Below are 20,015 nucleotides of genomic sequence, written 5' to 3'. Positions count from 1 at the left end.
TCGGGGTCAGAACAGGCGGGCGAACCGGGCCACCGCCGGGGGTTCCACCGGACGGGCTATCCCGCCCACCGTCCACGCGGTCACCTGACCCGCGGGCCCTGGGGTGACCTCGCCGATCACGGTGGCCTGGGCGCCGCCGGGTTCGGCGCGCATGGCCGCGAGCACCCCCTCGGCCGCGGCCGGGCGCAGCAGCGCGACCAGGCAGCCCGCCGAGGGCAGTTCCCACGGGTCGGCGTCGAAGACCTTGCCCGCCGCGGCGACCTCCACCGGCACCGGCACCGCCGCCTCGAACAGCTCGATCCCCACCCCCGCCGCGCCGGCCAGCCCGGTGAGCGCCCCGGCCAGTCCACCGCGGCCGGGATCGCGCAACGCGTGCACCCCGCCGCCACCGGCCGCGGTCATCGCGGCCACCAGGCGATGCAGCGGCCGGGTGTCGGAGCGGATGGACACGGCCAGGCCCAGTTCGTCCCGCGCGTCCAGCATGGCCGCCCCGTGCAGGCCGATCGGGCCGGACAGCACCACGACATCCCCCGGCAGACCCCGGCCCGCGGTGGGTGGCGCGTTGGTCAGCGTCACGCCAAGGCCGGTCGCGGTCAGCTGCAACCCGTCCACCGCGCCCCTTGGCACGATCTTGGTGTCGCCGGTGACCACCGGCACCCCGGCGGCCTGCGCGGCCTTGGCCACCGAGACGGTCACCCGGTGCAGCTCGGCGACCGGCAGGCCCTCCTCGACCACGTAGGCCAGGCCAAGCGCCACCGGTTCGGCGCCGCGCATGGCCAGGTTGTTGATCGTGCCGTGCACCGCGAGCGAACCCAGGTCGCCGCCGGGGAAGAACCGGGGCGCGGCCACGTAGGCGTCCACGGTCAGCGCCACCGGCCCGGCGGACACCGGGAACACCGCGGCGTCCTGCGGTGGCCTCGGCAGGTTCAGCTCGGCGCGCACCGTCTCATCCAGCAGCCGGGCCAGCGCGAGCCCGCCGTCCTGGTCGAGCACGATCCGGGGTGTGTCCGGCTCGATCACGGGTCCTCCACTCGTCGGCAGGCGTACAGCGTGGCCACCGCGATCCGGCCGGATCAGTGCCGAAAGACCCTGGCCGCCAGGGACTCAGGCGTCCCGGCGGTGGCCGGAGAGCAGTTCGATGCCGATCCGCAGGTAGTGCGGGCGTGCCGCGGCCGGTCCCGCACACCGCTCCAGCACGGCCAACACGTTGGCGGGCAACGGATCCCGCAGCGCACGCACCCGGCCCAGCGCCACCACGCTCCAGCCCGCGCAGTGCGCATCGGTGAAGTGGTCGACCTCGAAGGCCACCACCGCGTCCCGCACCGCCCTGGCCAGTCTGCTGTCCGCGGTGGTGCGCAGGATGATCCCGCCCTCACGCAGCACGAACCGCACCGGCAGGATCGCGGGCAGCGCCTGCTCGGTGAACACGATCCGGCCGATCGGCGCGATGCCCAGCAGGTGCAGGCATTCCCGCTCGGTCAGCTCCCACCGGCTGGTGGTCTCGAACATGACACCCCGTCTCGCCGCGTGGCCCCGGCAGCCAGCCTGCGACCTGCCCCGGCCCGCCCAGCAGGGCCGAAGGTCCCGGCCGGACCGCCGAAAGACCCGCGGCCTCACTCCGCGGCCAGCCGGGCCGAGGCGACCACCGCCTGCCCGTAGCTGAGCCCGCCGTCGTTCACCGGCGCCAGCGATCCGACGCACGCCTGGTAGCCGCCCTCGGCGAGCAGGTCCAGCAGGGTCTCGGTGAGCAGCCGGTTCTGGAACACCGAGCCGCCAAGGCAGATCCGCCACACCCCGGTGCGCCGGGCGGCCTTGGCCAGCATGGCCGCGCTGACCTCGGCCACCGTGCTGTGGAAGCGGGCGGCGACCTCGCCGACCGGGCGGTGCTGGGCCTGGGCGAGCACCGCGCGCAGCGTCGGCACCGGATCGACCACGTGCAGGTCGTCCCGGCGGACCAGCCGCCAGGGCAGGGCTGGGGCCCGGCCGTAGCGGGCGGCGGCGTGTTCCAGGTGCAGCAACGCCTCGCCGGGATAGCCGTTCTCGTCCCGGATGCCGAGCAGGCTGGCCACCGCGTCGAAGAGCCTGGCCACGCTGGAGGTCACCGGACCCGGCCGTTCCCGCACCATCCGGCGCACCGCGGCCAGCCGCCCCGGCGGGAACCGGGACAGGAACGCCTTGGTCAGCGGCAGGGTCGGCCGGGCGGAGCCGAGCATCTCGCTGCCGGCGAGGTAGCCAAGGGCCATCTGCGCGGGGTGGCGCACCGCGCTCGGCCCGCCGGGTAGTGGCGCGTGGCCGAAGCGGCCCAGCCGCCGGTAGCCGGTGTAGTCGCACAGCAGCAGTTCGCCGCCCCACAGCGTGCCGTCGTCGCCCAGCGCGATCTCGTCGTAGGCCAGCCCGAGGAACGGCGCGCGCACCCGGTGCTCGGCGGCGGTGGCGGCCAGGTGCGCGTGGTGGTGCTGCACCGCGATCCGGCGGGCCGAGGGGCGGCGCAGCGCGTGCAGGGTGGAGGGGTGCCGGGGGTGCAGGTCGTGCGCGAACACCTTGGGCGCCACCCCGAACTGGTGACAGAGCAGCTCGGCCGAGCGGTGCAGCGCGGTGAACGGCGGCATGGCCTCCAGTGCGCCGTGGTGCGGCCCGAGCACCGCCGACTCACCCAGGGCGAGGCAGACGGTGTGGTCGGAGCGGGAGCCGAGCGCGAGCACCGGTTCCGGCGCGAGATAGGGCAGTGGCAACGGTTCCGGGGTGTGCCCACGCCCGCGCCGCAACAACATCGGCCGCCGCCGCACCAGCCGCGCCACCGAATCGTCCTGTCCCAGCGCGATCGGCAGGTCGTGACTGAGCACCCCGGCACATCGCGGCCCCAGCTCCCGCACCGCGACCTCCTCCTCGGTGATCGCACCCTGCCCCTCCCGGCGGCCGGCGGTGAGCACCAGCGGCCGCCCCAGCTCGGCCAGCAACAGATGCTGCAACGGACTTTGCGGCAGGGCCAGCCCGATCTCCGGCAGATCCGGCGCCACCGCCATGGCGAACCCGTCCTCCGCACCCCGCCGCAGCAACACCGTCGGCCGCCGCGGCGAGTACAGCAGCAACGCGGCCTCCGGCGGCACCACCGCACTCCGCCGCGCCGCCGCCAGATCGGCCACCAGCACCGCGAACGGCTTGGCAGGCCGCCCCTTCGCCACCCGCAACGCCCGCACCGGCTCCTCCCGGTCGGCCACACACAGCAGCTGATACCCGGCCACACCCTTGACCGCCACGATCCCACCGCGTCGCAACGCCCGCACCGCGGTGTCCAGCGGATCCCCGGTCTCGGTGCCGTACCAGGACAATCGCGGCCCGCAGTCCGGGCAGGCGAGCGAGGCGCAGCGGTGCCTGCGGCTGTCCGGATCGGTGTACTCCCCGGCACAGGCCGGGCACATCAGGAACCGCGCGGTGGTGGCGTGCGCCCGGTCGCCGGGCACCTGTTCGGCGATGGCGGCCCGTGGACCGCAGTCGGCGCAGCTGATGAACGGGTAGCGGTGGCGCCGGTCGGCCGGGTCGAACAGTTCGCGCAGGCAGTCCCGGCAGGGCGCCAGGTCGGCCGGGATCGAGTGCCGGGGGTCGTTGTCGTCTAGGTGAAAGGCCGCGGCGGTCATGGGCGGACAGGCTGACAGGAACGCGGGGCGGGCAGCAGGGTCGAAGGTCCCGGACCGGTCAGTCCCGCTGCCAGGTCAGTCCGGCGAAGACGAAGGCGCCTGCTGATTTCGGCGATGACGGCAGGTCGATCACCCGTATCTGCGCGAGCCTGCCCTCGCGGGTCCTGGCACACAGGTGGCTGCCCGGCCGCAGCTCGGCGAACTCGACCCGGATGCCCCAGTTCTGGGCGAGCCGGCAGCGTTCCCAGTCCGGTGCGACGGTGCCCGGCATGACCGCGAACTGGGCCTGCTGCCCGGCGGAGATCCCGGTCTGGTCCATGTTCAGATCGCCGGAGCGCGGGAGTTCCTGCCGCCAGTAGTCCATCCACACCGAGTCGTCCCCTGGACGCGCCTTGAGTATGACCATGCGGGTCTCCACGACCGGCGGACTCTGGGTGCGGACCTGGAGCTGTGCCGCCGGATTGATCACGAGTCCGGTCGGGCTCCGGCCGCCGACGAAGGCCCCGGCCATCCTGGTCTGGTGCAGGTCCGCGCCGCGGAGGTCCGTGTCCACCAGGTAGGCGTTGGTGAGATCGGCGTCCCGCAGCTGGGCCCCGGTGAGATTCGCGCCGCGCAGCACGGCATCGCGCAGGTTGACCCCGTCCAGCCGGGCCTGCCCGAGGTGGGCCTCGGACAGTTCCGCCCCGGCCAGGCAGGCCCCGCGCCAGTCGACCCGGGCATGCTGGTCGCGACCGGCGTCCCGGCGGCCGAGCACGGTGAGCGCGGTCTGCACATCGGCGGCGGGGCGTGGGTCACGGCAGTTGTCGCGCGGGGCGCGTTCGCGGACGTAGGCCGACAGCACCTCCACGATGGTGGCGTGATCCCGCGCCGAATCCCTGGCCAGCCGTTCCAGCGCGTACAGGCCGCCCATCCGGATCGCGGGCTTGTCCGAGCCGAGTTGCTCGACCGCCTTGCCGAAGCGATCGGTGTACTGGCCCTGCTCGGTCAGTCCGACCTGCCCCCTGGTCGTGTGCAGCGCCTCGGCGGTGAACCACAGCGCCGCCACCGTGGCCAGCGAGGTGAGTAACGCGGTCACCTTCAGCCAGCCGTCCCAGCTGAACATCGCGACCGCCCGGCGCCACCCGCGCGGCGCGGGCCGACGCAGCCCGGCGACCCGGCGGCGCTTACCTGAATTGCCCACGCCCACTCGTCGCCTGCCGCTCGGCCGCAGTTAGCCCCCGCCCCGAACCGAGACCGAACAGAGAGGGCCCTTCGACCCTGCCCACCACTTCCCACCGACCCTGCCCACCCGCCCCCACTCCCGGCAGGCTGGGCCGTCCCGCTGGAAGGAGATCCGATGTCCGGACCTGCCGCACGGGTTGTCGTCGGGGTCGACGGCTCCGAGTCCGCACTCAACGCGGTGCTGTGGGCGGCCAGGGAATGCCTGCGGCAGCACGGGGTGCTGCGACTGGTCTTCGCCTTCCACCTGCCCGACTGGGGTTTGCCGGAACTCGACGGCACGGTCGCCGAGGTGCGGGCCAGCCTGCGCAGGCACGCCGCCGACTGCCTGGCCGAGGCGGCCGAGGTGGCGCGCACGGTGTCGGTCGAGCTGCCGGTGGAGCAGCGGGTGTGCGAGGAGGGCGCGGCGGCGGCGCTGATCGAGGAGTCCGGGCGGGCGCGGTTGCTGGTGGTGGGCTCGCGTGGGCTTGGCGGGTTCGCCGGGTTGCTGCTGGGGTCGACGGCACTGGCGTTGAGCACGCACGCGCGGTCGCCGGTGGTGGTGGTCCGGGGCTGCGTGCCGGAGCACGGGCGGGTGGTGGTCGGCGCGGACGGCTCGCCGCCCGGCGAACAGGCCATCGGCTTCGCCTTCGCCGCGGCCGCCGGCCGGTCCGCCCCGGTGGTGGCGGTGCTGGCCTGGGCGGACGCGGTGCTGGACCGGGACCCGGTGCCCGCCGACTGGACCGGCCTGGCCGAGGAACACCACGCACTACTGGGCCAGCGGCTGGCGGGCTGGGCGGAGCGTTACCCGGAGGTGCGGGTGCAGCGCCTGGTCGTACGCGACCGCCCGGTGCGGGCACTGCTGCGTGCGGCCGAGGACGCGCAACTCCTGGTGGTCGGCGCCCGCGGCCTCGGCGGGTTCGCCGGACTTCTGCTCGGCTCCACCAGCCGATCACTGCTGCTGCACGCCCCCTGCCCGACGGTGGTCATCCGCCCGCCCGAACCCGCCTGACCAATTCAGGGCGCGGCCCGCAACACCGCCTGCGGAGTGCCCGCCCCCAACGCCATCGCCCGCGCCAGCAGTTCCCTGGCCCGCCACATCACCCGCCCGGACCCGAGCAACTCGGCCCGCACCCCACTGGTCTCCGCCGCCAGCAACACCGCAGCCACCGCCTCACCGGTGGCCAGCCGCGCCGCCCGCCGATCCGGGTTCACCGTGGTCAGCGCCAGCAGCGTGTCCGGCCCGGCGCCGGGTTCGGTCAACGCGTGCAACGCCACCCCGAACCCACCCGCGACCGCGACCAACCCGTGCAGCAACGCGGGCGACATCGCCCGGGTGTCCCCGTCCCTGGCGGTCAACCGGGTCAACGCGGCCGTGGCCAGCACCACCGCGTCCGTGGTCGGCTCCCGCTGGTCCAGCGCCTCGACGGTGGCCAACCGGTTGGGCGCCAACGGATCCGGGAACCGGGTGACCAGGGTGGACCAGCCCTGGGCGGCCAGGGAGATCTGCGCGTAGTGCAGGCCCGCGCCGCAGCCGATCAGGTTGGTCTCGGCGTGCAGGTGCAGCGCGGACTCGCCAACTCGCCACTGCCAGCGCCGCCGTCCTGGCGAGGGCGCGCTGTTGGCCAGTTCGACCGCGTTGAGCAGGGCGGAGGTACGCGGGAACTCGGTGCTCATCAAGCGCTCCGTGGCGGCCGGGAACGGGGCATCCCCTCCACGCTGCCAGGGGCGCGGGTGTTCGGACAGGGACGAAAGTCCTTGGTCTAGACCAGGCGGGTCTGTTGTGGACGGTTCAGGGGGTGGGGCAGGGGCGTTCGGTGGGGGCGTTGAGTTGGGTCAGCACGGTGTGTTCGGCTTCGGTGAAGTCGCGGTTGTTGTGTGCGCACAACGCTTTGCGCCACAGTTCCGGATCCATTCGCACCGACCGTGGCACTCTCGGGCCGAGATTAGTCAGCTCGACGCCGTCCAGCTTCCACTCGTTGAGATCGCTGGTACCGGTGAACGTGCCGAGGAGCTTGGCTGTGGCCACATCCCAGACCTGGGCGGACTGGGTGTTGAGCCCGCTCATGACAGTGATCACCTTGCCGCCGGGGATCGCCCCGACCAGGCTGCGGGTGAGGCCGACCGGGATCGGCCTGCCTCGCGGGCGAGGCGGGGCCAGGTCCCAGAACTGGATCGTGTTGTCCGCGGTGAGAACCAGTGCCGTGGGCTGATCGGCCGTGAACCGCACGGTGTCGCCGCCATTTCCGGCCCGGCCGAGCACCCCGATCCTGGTGCGCTGATCGAGGTGCCACAACTCGACGTCACTGTTGGACTGGATGACCGCCACCTCTGCCGGATGCCCCGGCCGGACCTCCAGTTCCGGGTCCCTGGAGTTCGTCGGCGGGCCATGCTCGGGCCAGGTCGGGGTGGTCTCGCCGACCTGCCTGCCGTCAGCGAGGTTCCACCGACTGAGACTGCCGCCGCGCAAGAGGACGAACTGCCCGTTTCCCAGGTCGCGCATGCTGTTCGACACCAGCTGGGCCCCGGCCAGGTCTCTGCCGGTCCGCGGTGGCAGGTCGATCCGGCGTTCCAGCGTGAGCGCGGGCACCGAGTAGACCACTACCGCGTTGTCCTGCATGGTCAGCAGTCGCCTGCTGTCGGTGGTGAACTCGATCGAACTGTGCTGTCTGGCCAAGGTTTTGAGCGGTGCGCCGTCGGCCGTGCCGAGGACGATCCCGGTCCTGCTCTCGCGCAGGGTGATCCGGCCGGTGTGGTCGTATGTGGCGATGAGTCGCCCGTCCGGACTGCGGAAGGGGTTCACGATGGACATGGCAGGCGCCGGAGCTGGGCCGTCCTGCCGGTACAGCAGGTTCTTGTCGCCGAACAGCACCCTGGGCCGTCCATCCGCACCGGGGAACACCGATGCCTTGCTGGTGATCCTGGTCAGGATGGCGGTCTCGGTGAGCAGGTTGAGCGCCGGGACGATGAGCTGGTGGGAGGCGCCGGTGCGCAGGTCGACCACCTCGACCCGCTGATGCGACTCGTCTGTGCGGAGCGATGACGGGAAAATCGCGTAGTTCGTGCTGCCGTCCAGCTTGAGATAACCGCAGCGCATGGGGAACTCGCCACGCAGGGCGCCGGTGGCGATCTCCAGGACCCGCAGCTTCGTGTCCTCGCATTCGACCACTACCGCGCCGTTCTCCGCCACCAGGCGCTGCGTCTGCCCAGCGGTGGACCACGACCGGATCTCCTTGCCAGTGCCCAGGTCATAGCTGGTCGTGCCGCCGACTCCGTCCACCACCACGGTGTTCGGCACGGTCCCCAGGTAGGTCGCGCCGCCTGCCAGTTCGAGTCGATCGGTGATCGGCAGTTGCCTGCGCTGGGTCAGGTCCCAGCGCTCCAATGCGGTCTTCGCCGCCGCGCGCCGGATCAGCAGCTGGTTGTCGTCGGCGGAAATGGTCAGGGACAGCACGTCCGCGCGGCGCGAACCGGGCTCGCCCTCGCGCAGGACTGTCACTTCCTGACTGTCCCGCCGCCACACGCCGACCTCGCCGTTCGCGCTGGTGTAGGCGAAGACCCTGCCGGACTGACTGAGCTGAAAGGTCCCGCCGGTCACCGGCCGATCCAGTGACCGGAGCCGGACCGGGCGGTCGCCGTTGAGCCCCGCCCACACCGAGGACAGGCCGTCCTCGTTGACCAGCAACGTGGTGCCACCGTCCGCGCTGCTCATGACCTGCCGCAGCTTGCCCGGCAACAGCCCCTGGAACAGCCTGTCCACCTGCTGGTACCGCACGTACTGGGTGAACAGCGCGCCCCATGCCTCGGTGGTCTGGGCGGTCTGCCAAGCCGCCTGGGCCAGTTGCAAGGCCGAGCGTGGGTCGCTCTGCTGCAACCCAGTCGATTCGGCAGCCAGTGCCCGGGACAGCGCCGCCCGCAACTGCTCCTGGCTTTCCCGGTTCGCCCGATCAGCCAGCACCGCCAGCCCACTCGCCACCAGCGCCAGCGCCGCGATCACCCCGACCACCGCCCGCCGGATCCGCCGCCCCCGCTGCGCCCGGATCCGGCTCGCCCCAACGTACTCACGTTCCTCCGCGGTCAGTTTAGGTTGCCACTGCTCGGCTCTGGCCAACGCCAGCCCGCGCAGCAACCCGTCCTCCTCCCGCCCGTCCAGCTGCCACCGCCGCAGGCTGTCCCGCAGCTGTTGCCGCCACGCCAGGAACTCCCGCTCCTCCGCCAACCACCCCTTCAGCCGCGGCCACCGGTGCAACAGCGCCTGATGAGCCAGTTCGACGATCTTGGCCTGACCGTCCACCACAACGAGCCTGCCGGTGGAGAGCTTGCCCAGCAACGGAAGCAGGTCATCGTCCACATCGGACAGTAGCATCTGGCGGCGCTGGAAACCGCTGTCGTCGGCGCGGGCCAATCCGGTCAGCAACCGCCGGGCCGCCAGCTGCTCCGCCGGACCCAACCGCCCGTACAACCCCTCGGCGTACCCGGCCAGCGCACCCGCCACCCCGTCCAACTCGTCGTAGGCCCGGTTGGTGAGCTGACCGGCCTCGCGCTGCTCCCACAACCGCGCCAGCGTGAACTCCACCAGTGGCAACGTGCCGGGTTCGGTGCCCGCGTGGTCCAGGATCCGGTCCACCAGGCCGGGTTCGAAGCTCACGCCGTCGGCGCGGACCGCTTCGGCGAGCTGGACGCGGGTCATCGGCGGTACGAACACCACGCCGTTGGCCATCGCGGTCGCGCTCTGGCTGGTGACCAGTTCGTCCAAGGTGCCCGAGCGCAGGGTCAGCAGCAGGACCAGGGCCGGGGAGCCGTTTCGCAGCGGGGGTGCGGCGCTGACCAGGTCGAACAGCACGGCGAACAGTGTGCGTGCGGACTCGGGCGGGATCTCCTCGAACTGGTCGATGCCGATCAGCAGTCCGCCCGGCCCAACCCGTTCCAGTAGCCAGGGCAAGGCTTTCTCCGCTGAGTCGAGGCGTTTTGCCAGTTCCTCGGCCTCCGGCAGCCGGGCGTCCGGACCCAGCAACGCCAGCGCCAACGCGGTCAGCGGATCCCCGGCCAGCACCCGGAACAGCACCACGTCCATCCCGCGCCGTCGTACCCCGGGCACCACCCCGGCCCGCACCAGCGAGGACTTGCCGCTGCCCGAGGGCCCGGCCACCACCACAACCGGTTGCGCCGCAACAACATCCAGCGCCTTCCCGGTCAGCTCCGAGCGCCCGCGGAACCCGTCGGCGTGCTCCTCGGCGAAGGGCTCCAGCCCCCGGTACGGGCACACCTCCGCGGGATCCGGCGCGGCGATGCCGGGATCCGCGGTCAGCAAGGTCGGCACCGGCAGCACGTACGCGGTGGTGGTCCCGGCGCCGCGTTCGGCCGCCACCACCATGCCGACCACGCCGCCGGCCGCGGGGGAGTACACCGGCGAGCCGCTGAAACCCGGCCCGACCCGCCGCCGTCCCGGCGCGGACTCGATCTGCACCCAGCCCGCCGCGGTGGCCGCCCGCAGTTCCGCCGCCACCCACACCCCGTGTTCCAGCTCCGGAGGGAACCCGAACACCCGGACCTGCTCACCCCAGCGCACCGGTTCGCGGGACAACCTGGACGGCACCGCACCTGGTGGCGTGGCGGCCAGTCGCAGCACCGCGATATCGGTCTCGGCCACGGCGGCGACCACCTGCGCGGGCCAGGTGGAATCCTCGTCCAGCAGGGGGAAGTCGAGGGTGGTCGAGTCCTGGTCGCCAAGGACGTGTGCGCAGGTCAGCACCAGGTCACTGGTCACGAGGAACCCGGTCCCGGCCGCCGCCCCGGTGGCGTCCAGGATCCGCACGATCGACGGCGCGTTGGCCACCCTGCCCCCTCCCCGTGTTGCCATGCTAACGCTGCGTGACAACTCGAGGTGGGTCAGGTCTGTCGGCGATCTTCCGGTCGCAGCACCGCGGTGCCCCGGTCCAGGTCGATGCCCAGGGGTGGCGGCGCGCCCTGGACCTGGTCCTCGCGCATCATCGACATGGACTGCCGGTGGTCCAGCTCATCGCGTTTGGTGCCGTAGAACATCGCGGTCAGCTCGTTGACATAGGTCGCGGTCAGCGGCGTGCCACCGCGCCTGCGCCGCCGGTGCCGGATCAGCTCGTACACCCCCACCGCGACCATCAGCAGCACCCCGCCCGGGATGGTCCACAGCATCGCGTTCTCCACACCGGACCCAACGCCGTGTCACCCGGTCGGGTTCCCATTAGTGATCCGGGTCGGTCAGGTCCAGGCACTGGCTCAGCCGGGTGGCCGAGTGCAGCATGGCCAGGCCGCGCTCGGTGAGCTTGCGCTGCCAGTCCGCCAGCGCGCGGGCCAGGGTGTCGGTGCCGCCCGCGGTCCGGATCTGGTGCACCACGGTGGAAATCCGGTCCAGCGGGTAGCCGCCGCGACGCAGCAGGTGGGCCAGTTCGGCATCGCGGACGTCACCGGCGTGGAAGATCCGGTACCCGGTCACCGGATCGCGCGCGGGGGTCAGGATGCCCGCGTCCTCCCAGTTGCGCAGGGTCGCCGGGGTGACCTGGAGCTGGTGCGCGAGTTCGCCGACGGTCCGCGGCTCGGCGTCGGTCGAGGTCGCGGGAGCGGGCTCCGCGGTCAGGTGATCCACCGCGGTCCGCACCGCGGCCAGGGTCTCCCGGTCGCGCAGCAGCTGGGCGTGCCCGCGGTCGATGATCTTGAGGACCTGCTCGACCTCGCCGCGGTGCACCGCGTTCATCAGCCGGCCCGCGGTCGCGTGCCCGTAGGCCGGGATGAGGGCGAGGAAGGCACGCAGCGCGGCCGCGTGCGCCTCGGTGTAGACCCGGTAGCCGCTGGCGGTGCGTTCGGCGGGCGGCAGGAAGCCGTCCCGCTCGTAGTTGCGGATCGCCTGGGTCGACAGGCCGTGCTCTCGCGCGAGGTCATGTGGTCGCAAGGGTTACCGCCGTTTGGAGACTTTCAGGCAGCATACAACGGTCAGCGCGGCACAAGTCTCAACGGGTCTTTCAACGATACGCTTGAACCTCATGAGTCAGGACATTCGCGACTTCGGCACCGCCACCGGCGAGCTGCTGGCCTTCGGTGAGCCCACCCACCAGGAACCGGCCTTCGGGCAGATCCGCAACGAACTGCTCGTCCAGCTGGCCGACCTCGGCTTCCGCTCCATCGTCCTGGAGACCGACCGGGTGGCCGCGCTGCTCGTCGACGACTACGTCCAGGACGGCACCGGCACCCTGGACGCGGCGCTGTCCGAGGGCTTCTCGCACGGCTTCGGCGAGCTGGCCGCCAACCGGGACCTGCTCGCCTGGCTGCGCGAGTACAACCAGGACCGCGCGCCGGCCGACCGGATCGCCTTCCACGGCTTCGACCTGCCGACCGAGACGATGAACGCGCCCAGCCCGCTGAGCTACCTCGAAGCGGCCCGCGACTACCTGGGATTCGGCCTCGACCTGGCGAGCCTGGCCGGTCCGGACGAGCGGTGGAGCCGGACCGAGGCGGTCATGGACCCGGCCAGCTCGCCCGGCGCCACCCCCGAGGCCGACCGGCTGCACGCGCTCGCCGACGACCTGTACACCTCGCTGCACGTCTACGCCCCGGAACTCATCGCAGGCACCTCCCGCGCCCGCTGGCACCGGGCGAAGATCCAGCTCACCGCCGGACTCGCCCTGCTCAGCTACCACCGGCAGTGCGCGAAGCCGATGGAACAGAACGCCAGGGTCTCCGCCCTGCTGGAGAACCGGGACGCGCACATGGCCAGGAACCTGCTGCACATCCGGGAGATCGAGGCGGACCGCGGCCCCACCCTGGTCTTCTCCTCCAACGCGCACCTGCAACGCAACCGGGCACACTGGCGGCTGGGCGAGATGGACCTCAGCTGGGTGACCGCGGGGTCCATCGTCAGCTCCCTGCTGGGCGATCGGTACGCCTTCATCGCGGGCAGCCTCGGCCGCAGCGCCGCGCTCGGGCTGGACGAGCCCGAACCGGAGAGCTACGAGGGTCAGCTGCAAAGCCAGTTCGCCGACTGGGGCCTGACCAGGGCCGCCTCGGTCGACCCGGCCCGCAGCCGGGCCGAGACCAACCCCCGCCAGGGCTACTTCCCACTCGACCAGCCCACCCTGGACGGAGCCGACCTGGTCCTGCACATCAGCGCTGGCGACCCGACCGCCCCGCGCGCCACCCGCAGCTAGCCAGGGCGGCGGGCATACTCGTCCGCGATGAAGCGGGTGACGATTCACGACGTGGCGCGGTCGGCCGGGGTGTCCCGGCAGACCGTGTCCCGCGCGCTCAACGACAAGGCCGAGATCGACGGCGGCACCAAACAACGCGTCCTGGACGCCGCCCGCACCCTCGGGTACCGGCCCAGCCGGTTCGCCAGGGGACTGGTGCGGCAGGACACCGTCACCATCGGCCTGGTCATCCCCGACCTGCGCAACCCGTTCTTCACCGAGATCGCCGCCAGCGCCCTGGAAGCGGCCAGGGCCAGGGACTGGCACGTGGTCGTGCACGACACCGCGGACAGTCCGGAGCGGGAGATCGGCACGCTGCGGGTGATCGGCTCGCAGGTGGACGCCGTGGTCGGCTACTTCAGCCAGTCCGAGGAGGAGATCGAGCGGCACGTGGCCGGCCTGCCGGTGGTCTTCCTCGGCCGCGAGCACCGCAACCCCCGGTTCAGCTCGATCCGCATCGACGGCGAGGCGGGCATCGCCGCCGCGGTGGACCACCTGGTCGCGGCCGGGCACACCCGGATCGGCATGCTCGACCACAACCGCCGTAACGAGCCCAGCATCCGGCAACGCTGGTTTCGCACCGCCGCCGCCAGTGCGGGCCTGGTCCTGGACCCGGGCTGGATCCTCGGCGCCAACCAGTCGGTCGACGGCGGCGCACTGGCCTTCGAGGCCCTGCACGCGGCCCACCCGGAGATCACCGCGCTGCTCACCTTCAACGACATCATCGCCATCGGCGCCCTGCGCCGGGCCCGCCAGCTCGGCCTGCGCGTCCCGGCCGACCTGGCCCTGATCGGCTTCGACGGCCTGGAACTCGGCGCCCTGATCGACCCCCCGCTGACCAGCGTGGCCATCGACACCAACCGCCTGGGCACCCTCGCCATCGAGGACGTGGCCCGGCTGCTCGCCGGTGATCGCGCCGCCGCCCCCGAAGACCTGGTCGTGCGGGGTGCGCTGCGGCTGCGCGGCTCGGCCTGACCTGCGACGCTGCTTGACAGCCCGGAGTGGCCGAGCCACACTTCCGCGCAGCCCGTGAACGTTCACGTGAACGTTCACGGCTCGGCTCGAAGGGTCCTCGATGACGCTGACTCGGAGAAGTTTTCTGGCCGCCGCACTCGCCTTGGGTGCCACGGCCTGTGCCAGTCCGACCACGGCCAGCCCCGGCAGGCTGACCCTGCTCTACACCAAGAACGGCCTGGCCGACGGGGTGCTCGCGGACGCCGTGCGCCACTTCGGTCCGGCCGCGCTCAACCTCTCGCCAACCACCGACCTGCGGCAACGCCTGTTCGCCACGCTGTCCGGCCAGGCGTACCTGCCCGATATCACCATGGTCGGCGACGACATCGCGCTCTACTTCCAGGACGCCGACCAGTTCGCTGATCTGCGGAGCGTGGGCGCGCAGGCGGTGGAGTCGGAGTACCTGGGCTGGAAGTGGCAGTCCGGGGCGACCGCGAGTGGGCAGCAGATCGGCTTCCCGATCGACATCGGGCCGGCCGCGCTCTACTACCGCCAGGACGTGTTCGCCGAGGCCGGCATGCCCAGCGAACCGGACGAGGTGGCCGCCGCGGTGGCCACCTGGGAGGACTACTTCGACTTCGCCGAACGCGTGCAGCGCAAGCTCCCTGGCCGGTACCTGATCACCGACACCAAGATGGTCTTCACCTACGTCATGGCCCAGCTGTCGCAGAAGTACTTCGACAAGCAGGGCCGCTTCGTCGGCGACCAGCCGCACGTGCGCCAGGCCTGGGACCGGGCGCTGACCGCGTTCCGGCGTGGCCTGACCGCCGGGTACTCCGGTTCGCAGGACCCGGGCAAGTCGGTGGACCGGCATGCCGCCTGGAACGGTGGCAAGGAGGTCAGCTTCGTCAACGCCTCCTGGGTGACCAGCGACCTGAAGAAGTCCGCGCCGAACACCGCGGGCAAGTGGCGGGTCTGCCGCAGCCCCGGCGGCGCGGGCAACCAGGGCGGCTCCTACCTGACCGTCACCCGCGCCTGCCCGCGCCCGGACCAGGCGTTCGAGGTGGTGCGCTGGCTGATGTCGCCGGAGAACCAGGTGCGCGCCTACCTGGAGGCGGGACTGTTCCCGTCCAGCCTGGCCGCTTACACCGATCCGCGGCTGCTGGAACCGGAGCCGTTCTTCGGCGGCCAGGCCACCATGAGCGTGTTCGGCAAGGCCGCCACCGAGGTCCGCCCGGCCTACTTCTCCGCCTACGACATCCAGATCAGCGACACCTACACCGACGAGCTGACCAACGTCGAACTCGGCGGCAAGGACCCGGAACGGGCCTGGGCCGACGCACAGTCCAAAGTGGACACCCTGCTGCGCAGGAAGGGGGCCATCTGATGCCTGCCGCCACGCTGAGCAGGGGCCGCCGCGCGCGCCGCTACCTGCCCTACTACCTGGCGATCTCGCCGTTCTTCATCCTGTTCGCGGTCTTCGGTGCCTATCCGGTCCTCTACTCCTTCTACCTCGCGCTGCAACGCTGGAACGGCGTCGGCGCGATGGAGTGGGTCGGCCTGGACAATTTCGCCTTCCTGTTCACCGACCCCACCTTCTGGCACTCCATCTACAACACCCTGCTGATCTGGGTGATGTCCACGGTGCCGATGACCGCGCTGGCCCTGCTGGTCGCACTCGGGCTGAACTCCTCGATCCGCCTGCGCGGGCTGTTCCAGGTGGCCTACTTCCTGCCGAACGTCACCTCGGTGGTGGCCATGTCGCTGGTGTTCGGCTCGATCTTCAGCAGCGAGTTCGGCATCCTCAACTGGCTGCTCGGCCTGCTCGGCGTCGGCCAGGTGGAATGGCTGACCAGCCCGTGGGGTATCAGGGTGGCCATCTCGCTGATGATCATCTGGCGCTGGACCGGGTACAACGCGATCATCTTCCTGGCCGGGCTGCAGGCCATCCCGAACGATGTGCTGGAAGCGGCCAAAGTGGACGGTGCCGGTAGGTTGCGCACCTTCTTCTCGGTGACGCTTCCGTTGCTGCGCCCGGTGTTGCTGTTCTCGGTGGTGATGTCGGCCATCGGCGGCATGCAGGTCTTCACCGAGTCCCAGGTGCTGCTCGGCGATCGCGGCGGCACCGACGGCGCGGGCATGACCATGGTGCTCTACCTGTACAACGAGGCTTTCGTGCACAGCGACTTCGGCTACGGCTCGGCCATCGCCTGGGGCGTGTTCCTGGTCGTGGTGATCTTCTCGATCATCAACTGGCGGCTGATCCAGCGCCCGGAGAGCGCCCCGGGAGGCATTCGATGACCCGCTCCGGCCGGATCCTGACCTATCTCGCGCTCGCCATCGGCGCGCTGATCCTGGTCTTCCCGTACTACTGGCTGGCCGTGATGGCCTCCAACGACACCGGCGATATCTACTCCACCCCGCCCACGCTGACCTTCGGCGGCAAGCTGTTCGCCAACATCGGCGAGGTCTTCGCCCGGATCGACTTCTTCGGCTCGCTGCTGAACACCTTGATCGTGGCCATCGCGACCACGCTGCTGGTGCTGTTCTTCGACTCGCTGGCCGCCTTCACCTTCGCCAAGTACCAGTTCCCCGGAAGCTCTGTCCTCTTTGGACTCCTGCTGGCCACTTTCGTGGTGCCCACCCAGCTGGCGGCCATCCCACAGTTCAGCATCATGGCCGGGATCGGCTGGGTCGGCGACCTCAAGGCGCTGATCGTCCCGGCCGCGGCCAACGCCTTCGGCATCTTCTGGATGCGCCAGTACTGCCGCCAGGCCCTGCCGGATGAACTCCTGGAGGCCGCGCGGATGGACGGCGCCGGGTTCTTCCGGATCTACTGGACCATCGCGCTTCCGTTGCTGCGCCCGGCCCTGGCCTTCCTGGGCATCTTCACCTTCGTCAACGCCTGGAACGACTACCTGTGGCCGCTGGTGGTACTGGTCGACGCCAACAACGTCACCCTGCAGGTGGCGCTGTCCCAGCTCAAGGGCGTCTACGTGCAGGACTACAGCGTGGTCATGGCGGGCACCCTGGTCGCGATCGTGCCGCTGATCATCGTCTTCCTCTTCGGGGCAAGGCACTTCATCAAGAACATCGCCGCCGGCGCCCTCAAGGGCTGAGAAACCTCCTATCCAGAAAGGGAACCATGTCGTCGTCCTACGTCGAGGACCCCGCCCCCGGTCACGGCAGCCTGCGCCCGCGTGCGTACTTCCGCTCGGACGCGCGTTCGCTGGATCTGGGCGGCGACTGGCGTTTCCTGTTGTCCCCCAACATCCCCTCCGCTCCCGAAGGCATCGAGTACCCGGAGTTCGACGACTCCGGCTGGACCGACCTGCCGGTGCCCGCGCACTGGCAGCTGCACGGTCACGGCAAACCCGCCTACACCAACGTCAACTACCCCTTCCCGGTCGATCCGCCCCGGGTGCCATCGGACAACCCGACCGGTGACTACCGGCGCCGCTTCACCCTGGACGGCGACTGGCTCACCCAGCCCGCCGTGCTGCGCTTCGACGGCATCGACTCCTGCGCCCGGATCTGGCTCAACGGCAACGAACTCGGCGTCACCAAGGGCAGCAGGCTGCCCAGCGAGTTCGAGGTCGGACCGCTGCTGCGCGCGGGGGAGAACCTCCTGGTCGTGCGGGTGCACCAGTGGTCGGCGGCCAGCTACCTGGAAGACCAGGACATGTGGTGGCTCTCCGGCATCTTCCGTGCCGTCACCCTGCTCGCCCGCCCGGCAGGCGGCATCCCGGACTACTGGATCCACGCCGACTACGACCACCGCACCGGCCGCGGCACGCTGAGCGTGGACACCGATCCCGCTGTGCGCCTGAGCATCCCCGAACTCGACCTGCACGACCACCCGGCCACCCAGCCGATCAGCTTCGCCGCCGTCGACCCGTGGAGCGCCGAGGAACCCCGCCTGTACCAAGGCGAACTGGCCACCGACACCGAACGCGTCCAGGTCCGCATCGGCTTCCGCACCGTGTCCATTGAGGACGGACAGGTCAAGGTCAACGGCAGGCGGGTGTTCTTCCGCGGCGTCAACCGGCACGAGCACCACCCCGACCACGGCCGCGCCGTACCCCTGGACACCGCCCGCGCCGACGTCGAACTGATGAAGCAGCACAACATCAACGCCGTCCGCACCAGCCACTACCCACCCGACCCCGCCTTCCTGGCCCTCTGCGACGAGTACGGCCTCTGGGTGATCGACGAATGCGACCTGGAAACCCACGGCTTCGGCAAGTTCGACTGGGATCGCAACCCCGGCGACGATCCACAGTGGAGCGACGCCTACCTGGACCGCATGCGCCGCATGGTGGAACGCGACAAGAACCACCCCAGCATCATCCTGTGGTCCCTCGGCAACGAAGGCCACACCGGCGCCAACTTCGCCCGCATGGCCCAGTGGACCCGCGACCGCGACCCCGGCCGCCCGATCCACTACGAGGGCGACCTCGACTGCGCCTACGTCGACGTGTACAGCCGGATGTACGCCCACACCCAGGAGGTCGACCGGATCGGCCGCGGCGAGGTGGACAACCCACGCCACCGCGAACTCCCGTTCCTGCTCTGCGAATACGCCCACGCCATGGGCAACGGCCCCGGCGGCCTGCTGGAATACCGCGAACTCTTCGAGCGGCACCCACGCTGCCAGGGCGGCTTCATCTGGGAATGGATCGACCACGGCATCCGCCGGCACACCCCCGACGGCCGCGAGTACTTCGCCTACGGCGGCGACTTCGGCGAGACCATCCACGACGGCAACTTCGTCATCGACGGCCTGCTCTTCCCTGACCGCACCCCCTCACCCGGCCTGACCGAACTGGCCAAGATCTACGAACCGGTCCGGATCACCGCCACCACCGACGGCCTCCGCATCGAGAACCACCACGACCACACCACCCTGTCCCACCTGACCTTCCACTGGACCCTGGAAACCGAAGGCACCCAGGTAGCCCAAGGCGAACTCCCCGTCCCCACCCTCCACTCCGGACAGTCCATCGACCTCCCCCTGCCCGAACTCCCCGCCACCCAAGGCGAAACCTGGCTCACCATCCACGCCACCCTCGCCACCGACACCCCCTGGGCCAAGGCAGGCCACCTGATCGCCTGGGGCCAACTCCCCATCACCCCAGCCACTCCGCCCGTCCGCACCGGCGCGGTCCGAATCCTGCACGCGCCAACCGAACTACGCCTCGGCCTGGGCGGCTTCGACCCGCACACCGGCACCCTGACCAGCCTCGGCGGCCACCGGGTCACCGGCCCGCGAGTCGACCTGTGGCGCGCCACCACCGACAACGACCGCGGCGAACACCACCCCGACGCCACCGCCTGGCGCGAGGCCGGACTGCACCGGGTCCAGCACCGCGTCGCCCAGATCCACCCCGGCGACACCGAACTCCTGGTCCGCACCAGGGTCGCCCCACCCGGCCTGGCCTTCGGCCTGCTCGCCGACTACCTCTGGACCGCCGACACCGACTCACTGCGCCTGCGCCTCGACCTGGCCCCCGACGGCGAATGGCCATGCACCCTGCCCCGCCTGGGCCTGCGCCTGGCCATCCCCGGCGCGTTCGACCGGGTGCGCTGGTTCGGCGGCGGCCCTGGCGAGGCATACGCCGACAGCCGCCAGGCCGCCCGCATCGGCCTGCACACCGCCACCGTCGACGAACTCCAGACCCCGTACGTCTTCCCACAGGAGAACGGCAACCGGATCGACGTCCGCTGGGCCGAACTGTCCACAGTAGACGGCCAGGTGCTGCGCATCGAGGGCCTGCCCACCTTCGACCTCACCGCCCGCCGCTGGACCACCGAGGCCCTGGAAGCCGCCCGCCACACCACCGACCTGACCCCCACCGACCAGATCCACCTCAACCTGGACCTGGCCCAGCACGGCCTCGGCACCAATTCCTGCGGCCCCGGCGTGCTCCCGCAGTACCGCCTGCACCCGCGCAAGGCCGCCCTGGAGCTGGTGTTCCGGATCTGACCTCGGCACGAGCAGCGCGGTGCTGCT

The 20,015-nt window shown here is 71.2% G+C and carries 15 protein-coding genes; 7 read left to right on the top strand and 8 right to left on the bottom strand.

Features of this window, described 5'->3' with window-relative positions; genetic code table 11:
* Window positions 1-6 precede the first annotated feature (6 nt).
* The 4 genes from hypE to HNR67_RS32085 all read right to left on the bottom strand — a co-directional run bounded on the left by hypE (window position 7) and on the right by HNR67_RS32085 (window position 4,815).
* Window positions 7-1,020, bottom strand: coding sequence for a hydrogenase expression/formation protein HypE (gene hypE / locus HNR67_RS32100; protein WP_185005912.1), 1,014 nt, complete (start codon window positions 1,018-1,020; stop codon window positions 7-9).
* Window positions 1,021-1,104: 84 nt separating this feature from the next.
* Window positions 1,105-1,509 carry a pyridoxamine 5'-phosphate oxidase family protein gene (locus HNR67_RS32095; RefSeq protein ID WP_185005910.1) on the bottom strand — a complete coding sequence of 135 codons (405 nt, stop codon included), beginning with the start codon at window positions 1,507-1,509 and terminating at the stop codon, window positions 1,105-1,107.
* A gap of 104 nt (window positions 1,510-1,613) precedes the next feature.
* The gene (gene hypF / locus HNR67_RS32090; protein WP_185005908.1) at window positions 1,614-3,635 is read right to left on the bottom strand and encodes a carbamoyltransferase HypF; all 2,022 of its coding nucleotides are present in this window, start codon (window positions 3,633-3,635) and stop codon (window positions 1,614-1,616) included.
* A gap of 58 nt (window positions 3,636-3,693) precedes the next feature.
* Entirely contained in the window at window positions 3,694-4,815 is a 1,122-nt protein-coding gene (locus HNR67_RS32085; protein ID WP_185005906.1) for a pentapeptide repeat-containing protein, read from the bottom strand.
* A gap of 156 nt (window positions 4,816-4,971) precedes the next feature.
* Here HNR67_RS32085 and HNR67_RS32080 point away from each other — a divergent pair, with 156 nt between their 5' ends.
* The gene (locus HNR67_RS32080) at window positions 4,972-5,844 is read left to right on the top strand and encodes a universal stress protein (protein ID WP_185005904.1); all 873 of its coding nucleotides are present in this window, start codon (window positions 4,972-4,974) and stop codon (window positions 5,842-5,844) included.
* A gap of 5 nt (window positions 5,845-5,849) precedes the next feature.
* Here HNR67_RS32080 and HNR67_RS32075 read toward each other — a convergent pair whose 3' ends face one another.
* The 4 genes from HNR67_RS32075 to HNR67_RS32060 all read right to left on the bottom strand — a co-directional run bounded on the left by HNR67_RS32075 (window position 5,850) and on the right by HNR67_RS32060 (window position 11,757).
* Window positions 5,850-6,509 (bottom strand): hypothetical protein, encoded by a 660-nt coding sequence (locus HNR67_RS32075; protein ID WP_185005902.1) that lies wholly within the window; start codon window positions 6,507-6,509, stop codon window positions 5,850-5,852.
* A gap of 115 nt (window positions 6,510-6,624) precedes the next feature.
* Window positions 6,625-10,668: an nSTAND1 domain-containing NTPase gene (locus tag HNR67_RS32070; RefSeq protein ID WP_185005900.1), complete on the bottom strand. Its 4,044-nt coding sequence runs from the start codon at window positions 10,666-10,668 to the stop codon at window positions 6,625-6,627.
* Window positions 10,669-10,721: 53 nt separating this feature from the next.
* On the bottom strand, window positions 10,722-11,003 hold the full coding sequence (locus HNR67_RS32065) for a DUF6191 domain-containing protein (RefSeq protein WP_185005898.1): 282 nt from the start codon (window positions 11,001-11,003) through the stop codon (window positions 10,722-10,724).
* A gap of 49 nt (window positions 11,004-11,052) precedes the next feature.
* Window positions 11,053-11,757: a TioE family transcriptional regulator gene (locus HNR67_RS32060; RefSeq protein WP_185005896.1), complete on the bottom strand. Its 705-nt coding sequence runs from the start codon at window positions 11,755-11,757 to the stop codon at window positions 11,053-11,055.
* 91 nt (window positions 11,758-11,848) lie between these two features.
* Here HNR67_RS32060 and HNR67_RS32055 point away from each other — a divergent pair, with 91 nt between their 5' ends.
* From HNR67_RS32055 to HNR67_RS32030, 6 genes are all read left to right on the top strand, one after another.
* Window positions 11,849-13,009: an erythromycin esterase family protein gene (locus tag HNR67_RS32055; RefSeq protein ID WP_185005895.1), complete on the top strand. Its 1,161-nt coding sequence runs from the start codon at window positions 11,849-11,851 to the stop codon at window positions 13,007-13,009.
* Window positions 13,010-13,036: 27 nt separating this feature from the next.
* The gene (locus HNR67_RS32050; RefSeq protein WP_185005894.1) at window positions 13,037-14,023 is read left to right on the top strand and encodes a LacI family DNA-binding transcriptional regulator; all 987 of its coding nucleotides are present in this window, start codon (window positions 13,037-13,039) and stop codon (window positions 14,021-14,023) included.
* Between the two features lie 100 nt (window positions 14,024-14,123).
* The gene (locus tag HNR67_RS32045; RefSeq protein ID WP_185005893.1) at window positions 14,124-15,389 is read left to right on the top strand and encodes an ABC transporter substrate-binding protein; all 1,266 of its coding nucleotides are present in this window, start codon (window positions 14,124-14,126) and stop codon (window positions 15,387-15,389) included.
* The gene (locus HNR67_RS32040; protein WP_185005892.1) at window positions 15,389-16,303 is read left to right on the top strand and encodes a carbohydrate ABC transporter permease; all 915 of its coding nucleotides are present in this window, start codon (window positions 15,389-15,391) and stop codon (window positions 16,301-16,303) included. Before HNR67_RS32045 ends, HNR67_RS32040 begins: the two co-directional genes overlap by 1 nt.
* Entirely contained in the window at window positions 16,300-17,121 is an 822-nt protein-coding gene (locus HNR67_RS32035; RefSeq protein WP_185005891.1) for a carbohydrate ABC transporter permease, read from the top strand. The genes HNR67_RS32040 and HNR67_RS32035 overlap by 4 nt, the downstream gene beginning before the upstream one ends.
* 26 nt (window positions 17,122-17,147) lie before the next feature.
* Complete coding sequence (locus HNR67_RS32030; protein WP_185005890.1) at window positions 17,148-19,988, top strand: glycoside hydrolase family 2 TIM barrel-domain containing protein; 2,841 nt, start codon at window positions 17,148-17,150, stop codon at window positions 19,986-19,988.
* Window positions 19,989-20,015: the final 27 nt, after the last annotated feature.

It is taken from the genome of Crossiella cryophila (genome assembly GCF_014204915.1).
In the GTDB taxonomy this organism is placed as follows: Bacteria; Actinomycetota; Actinomycetes; order Mycobacteriales; family Pseudonocardiaceae; genus Crossiella; species Crossiella cryophila.
The sequence above is the reverse complement of the archived record's forward strand: the minus strand, read 5'-3'. Positions and strand labels throughout refer to the sequence as shown.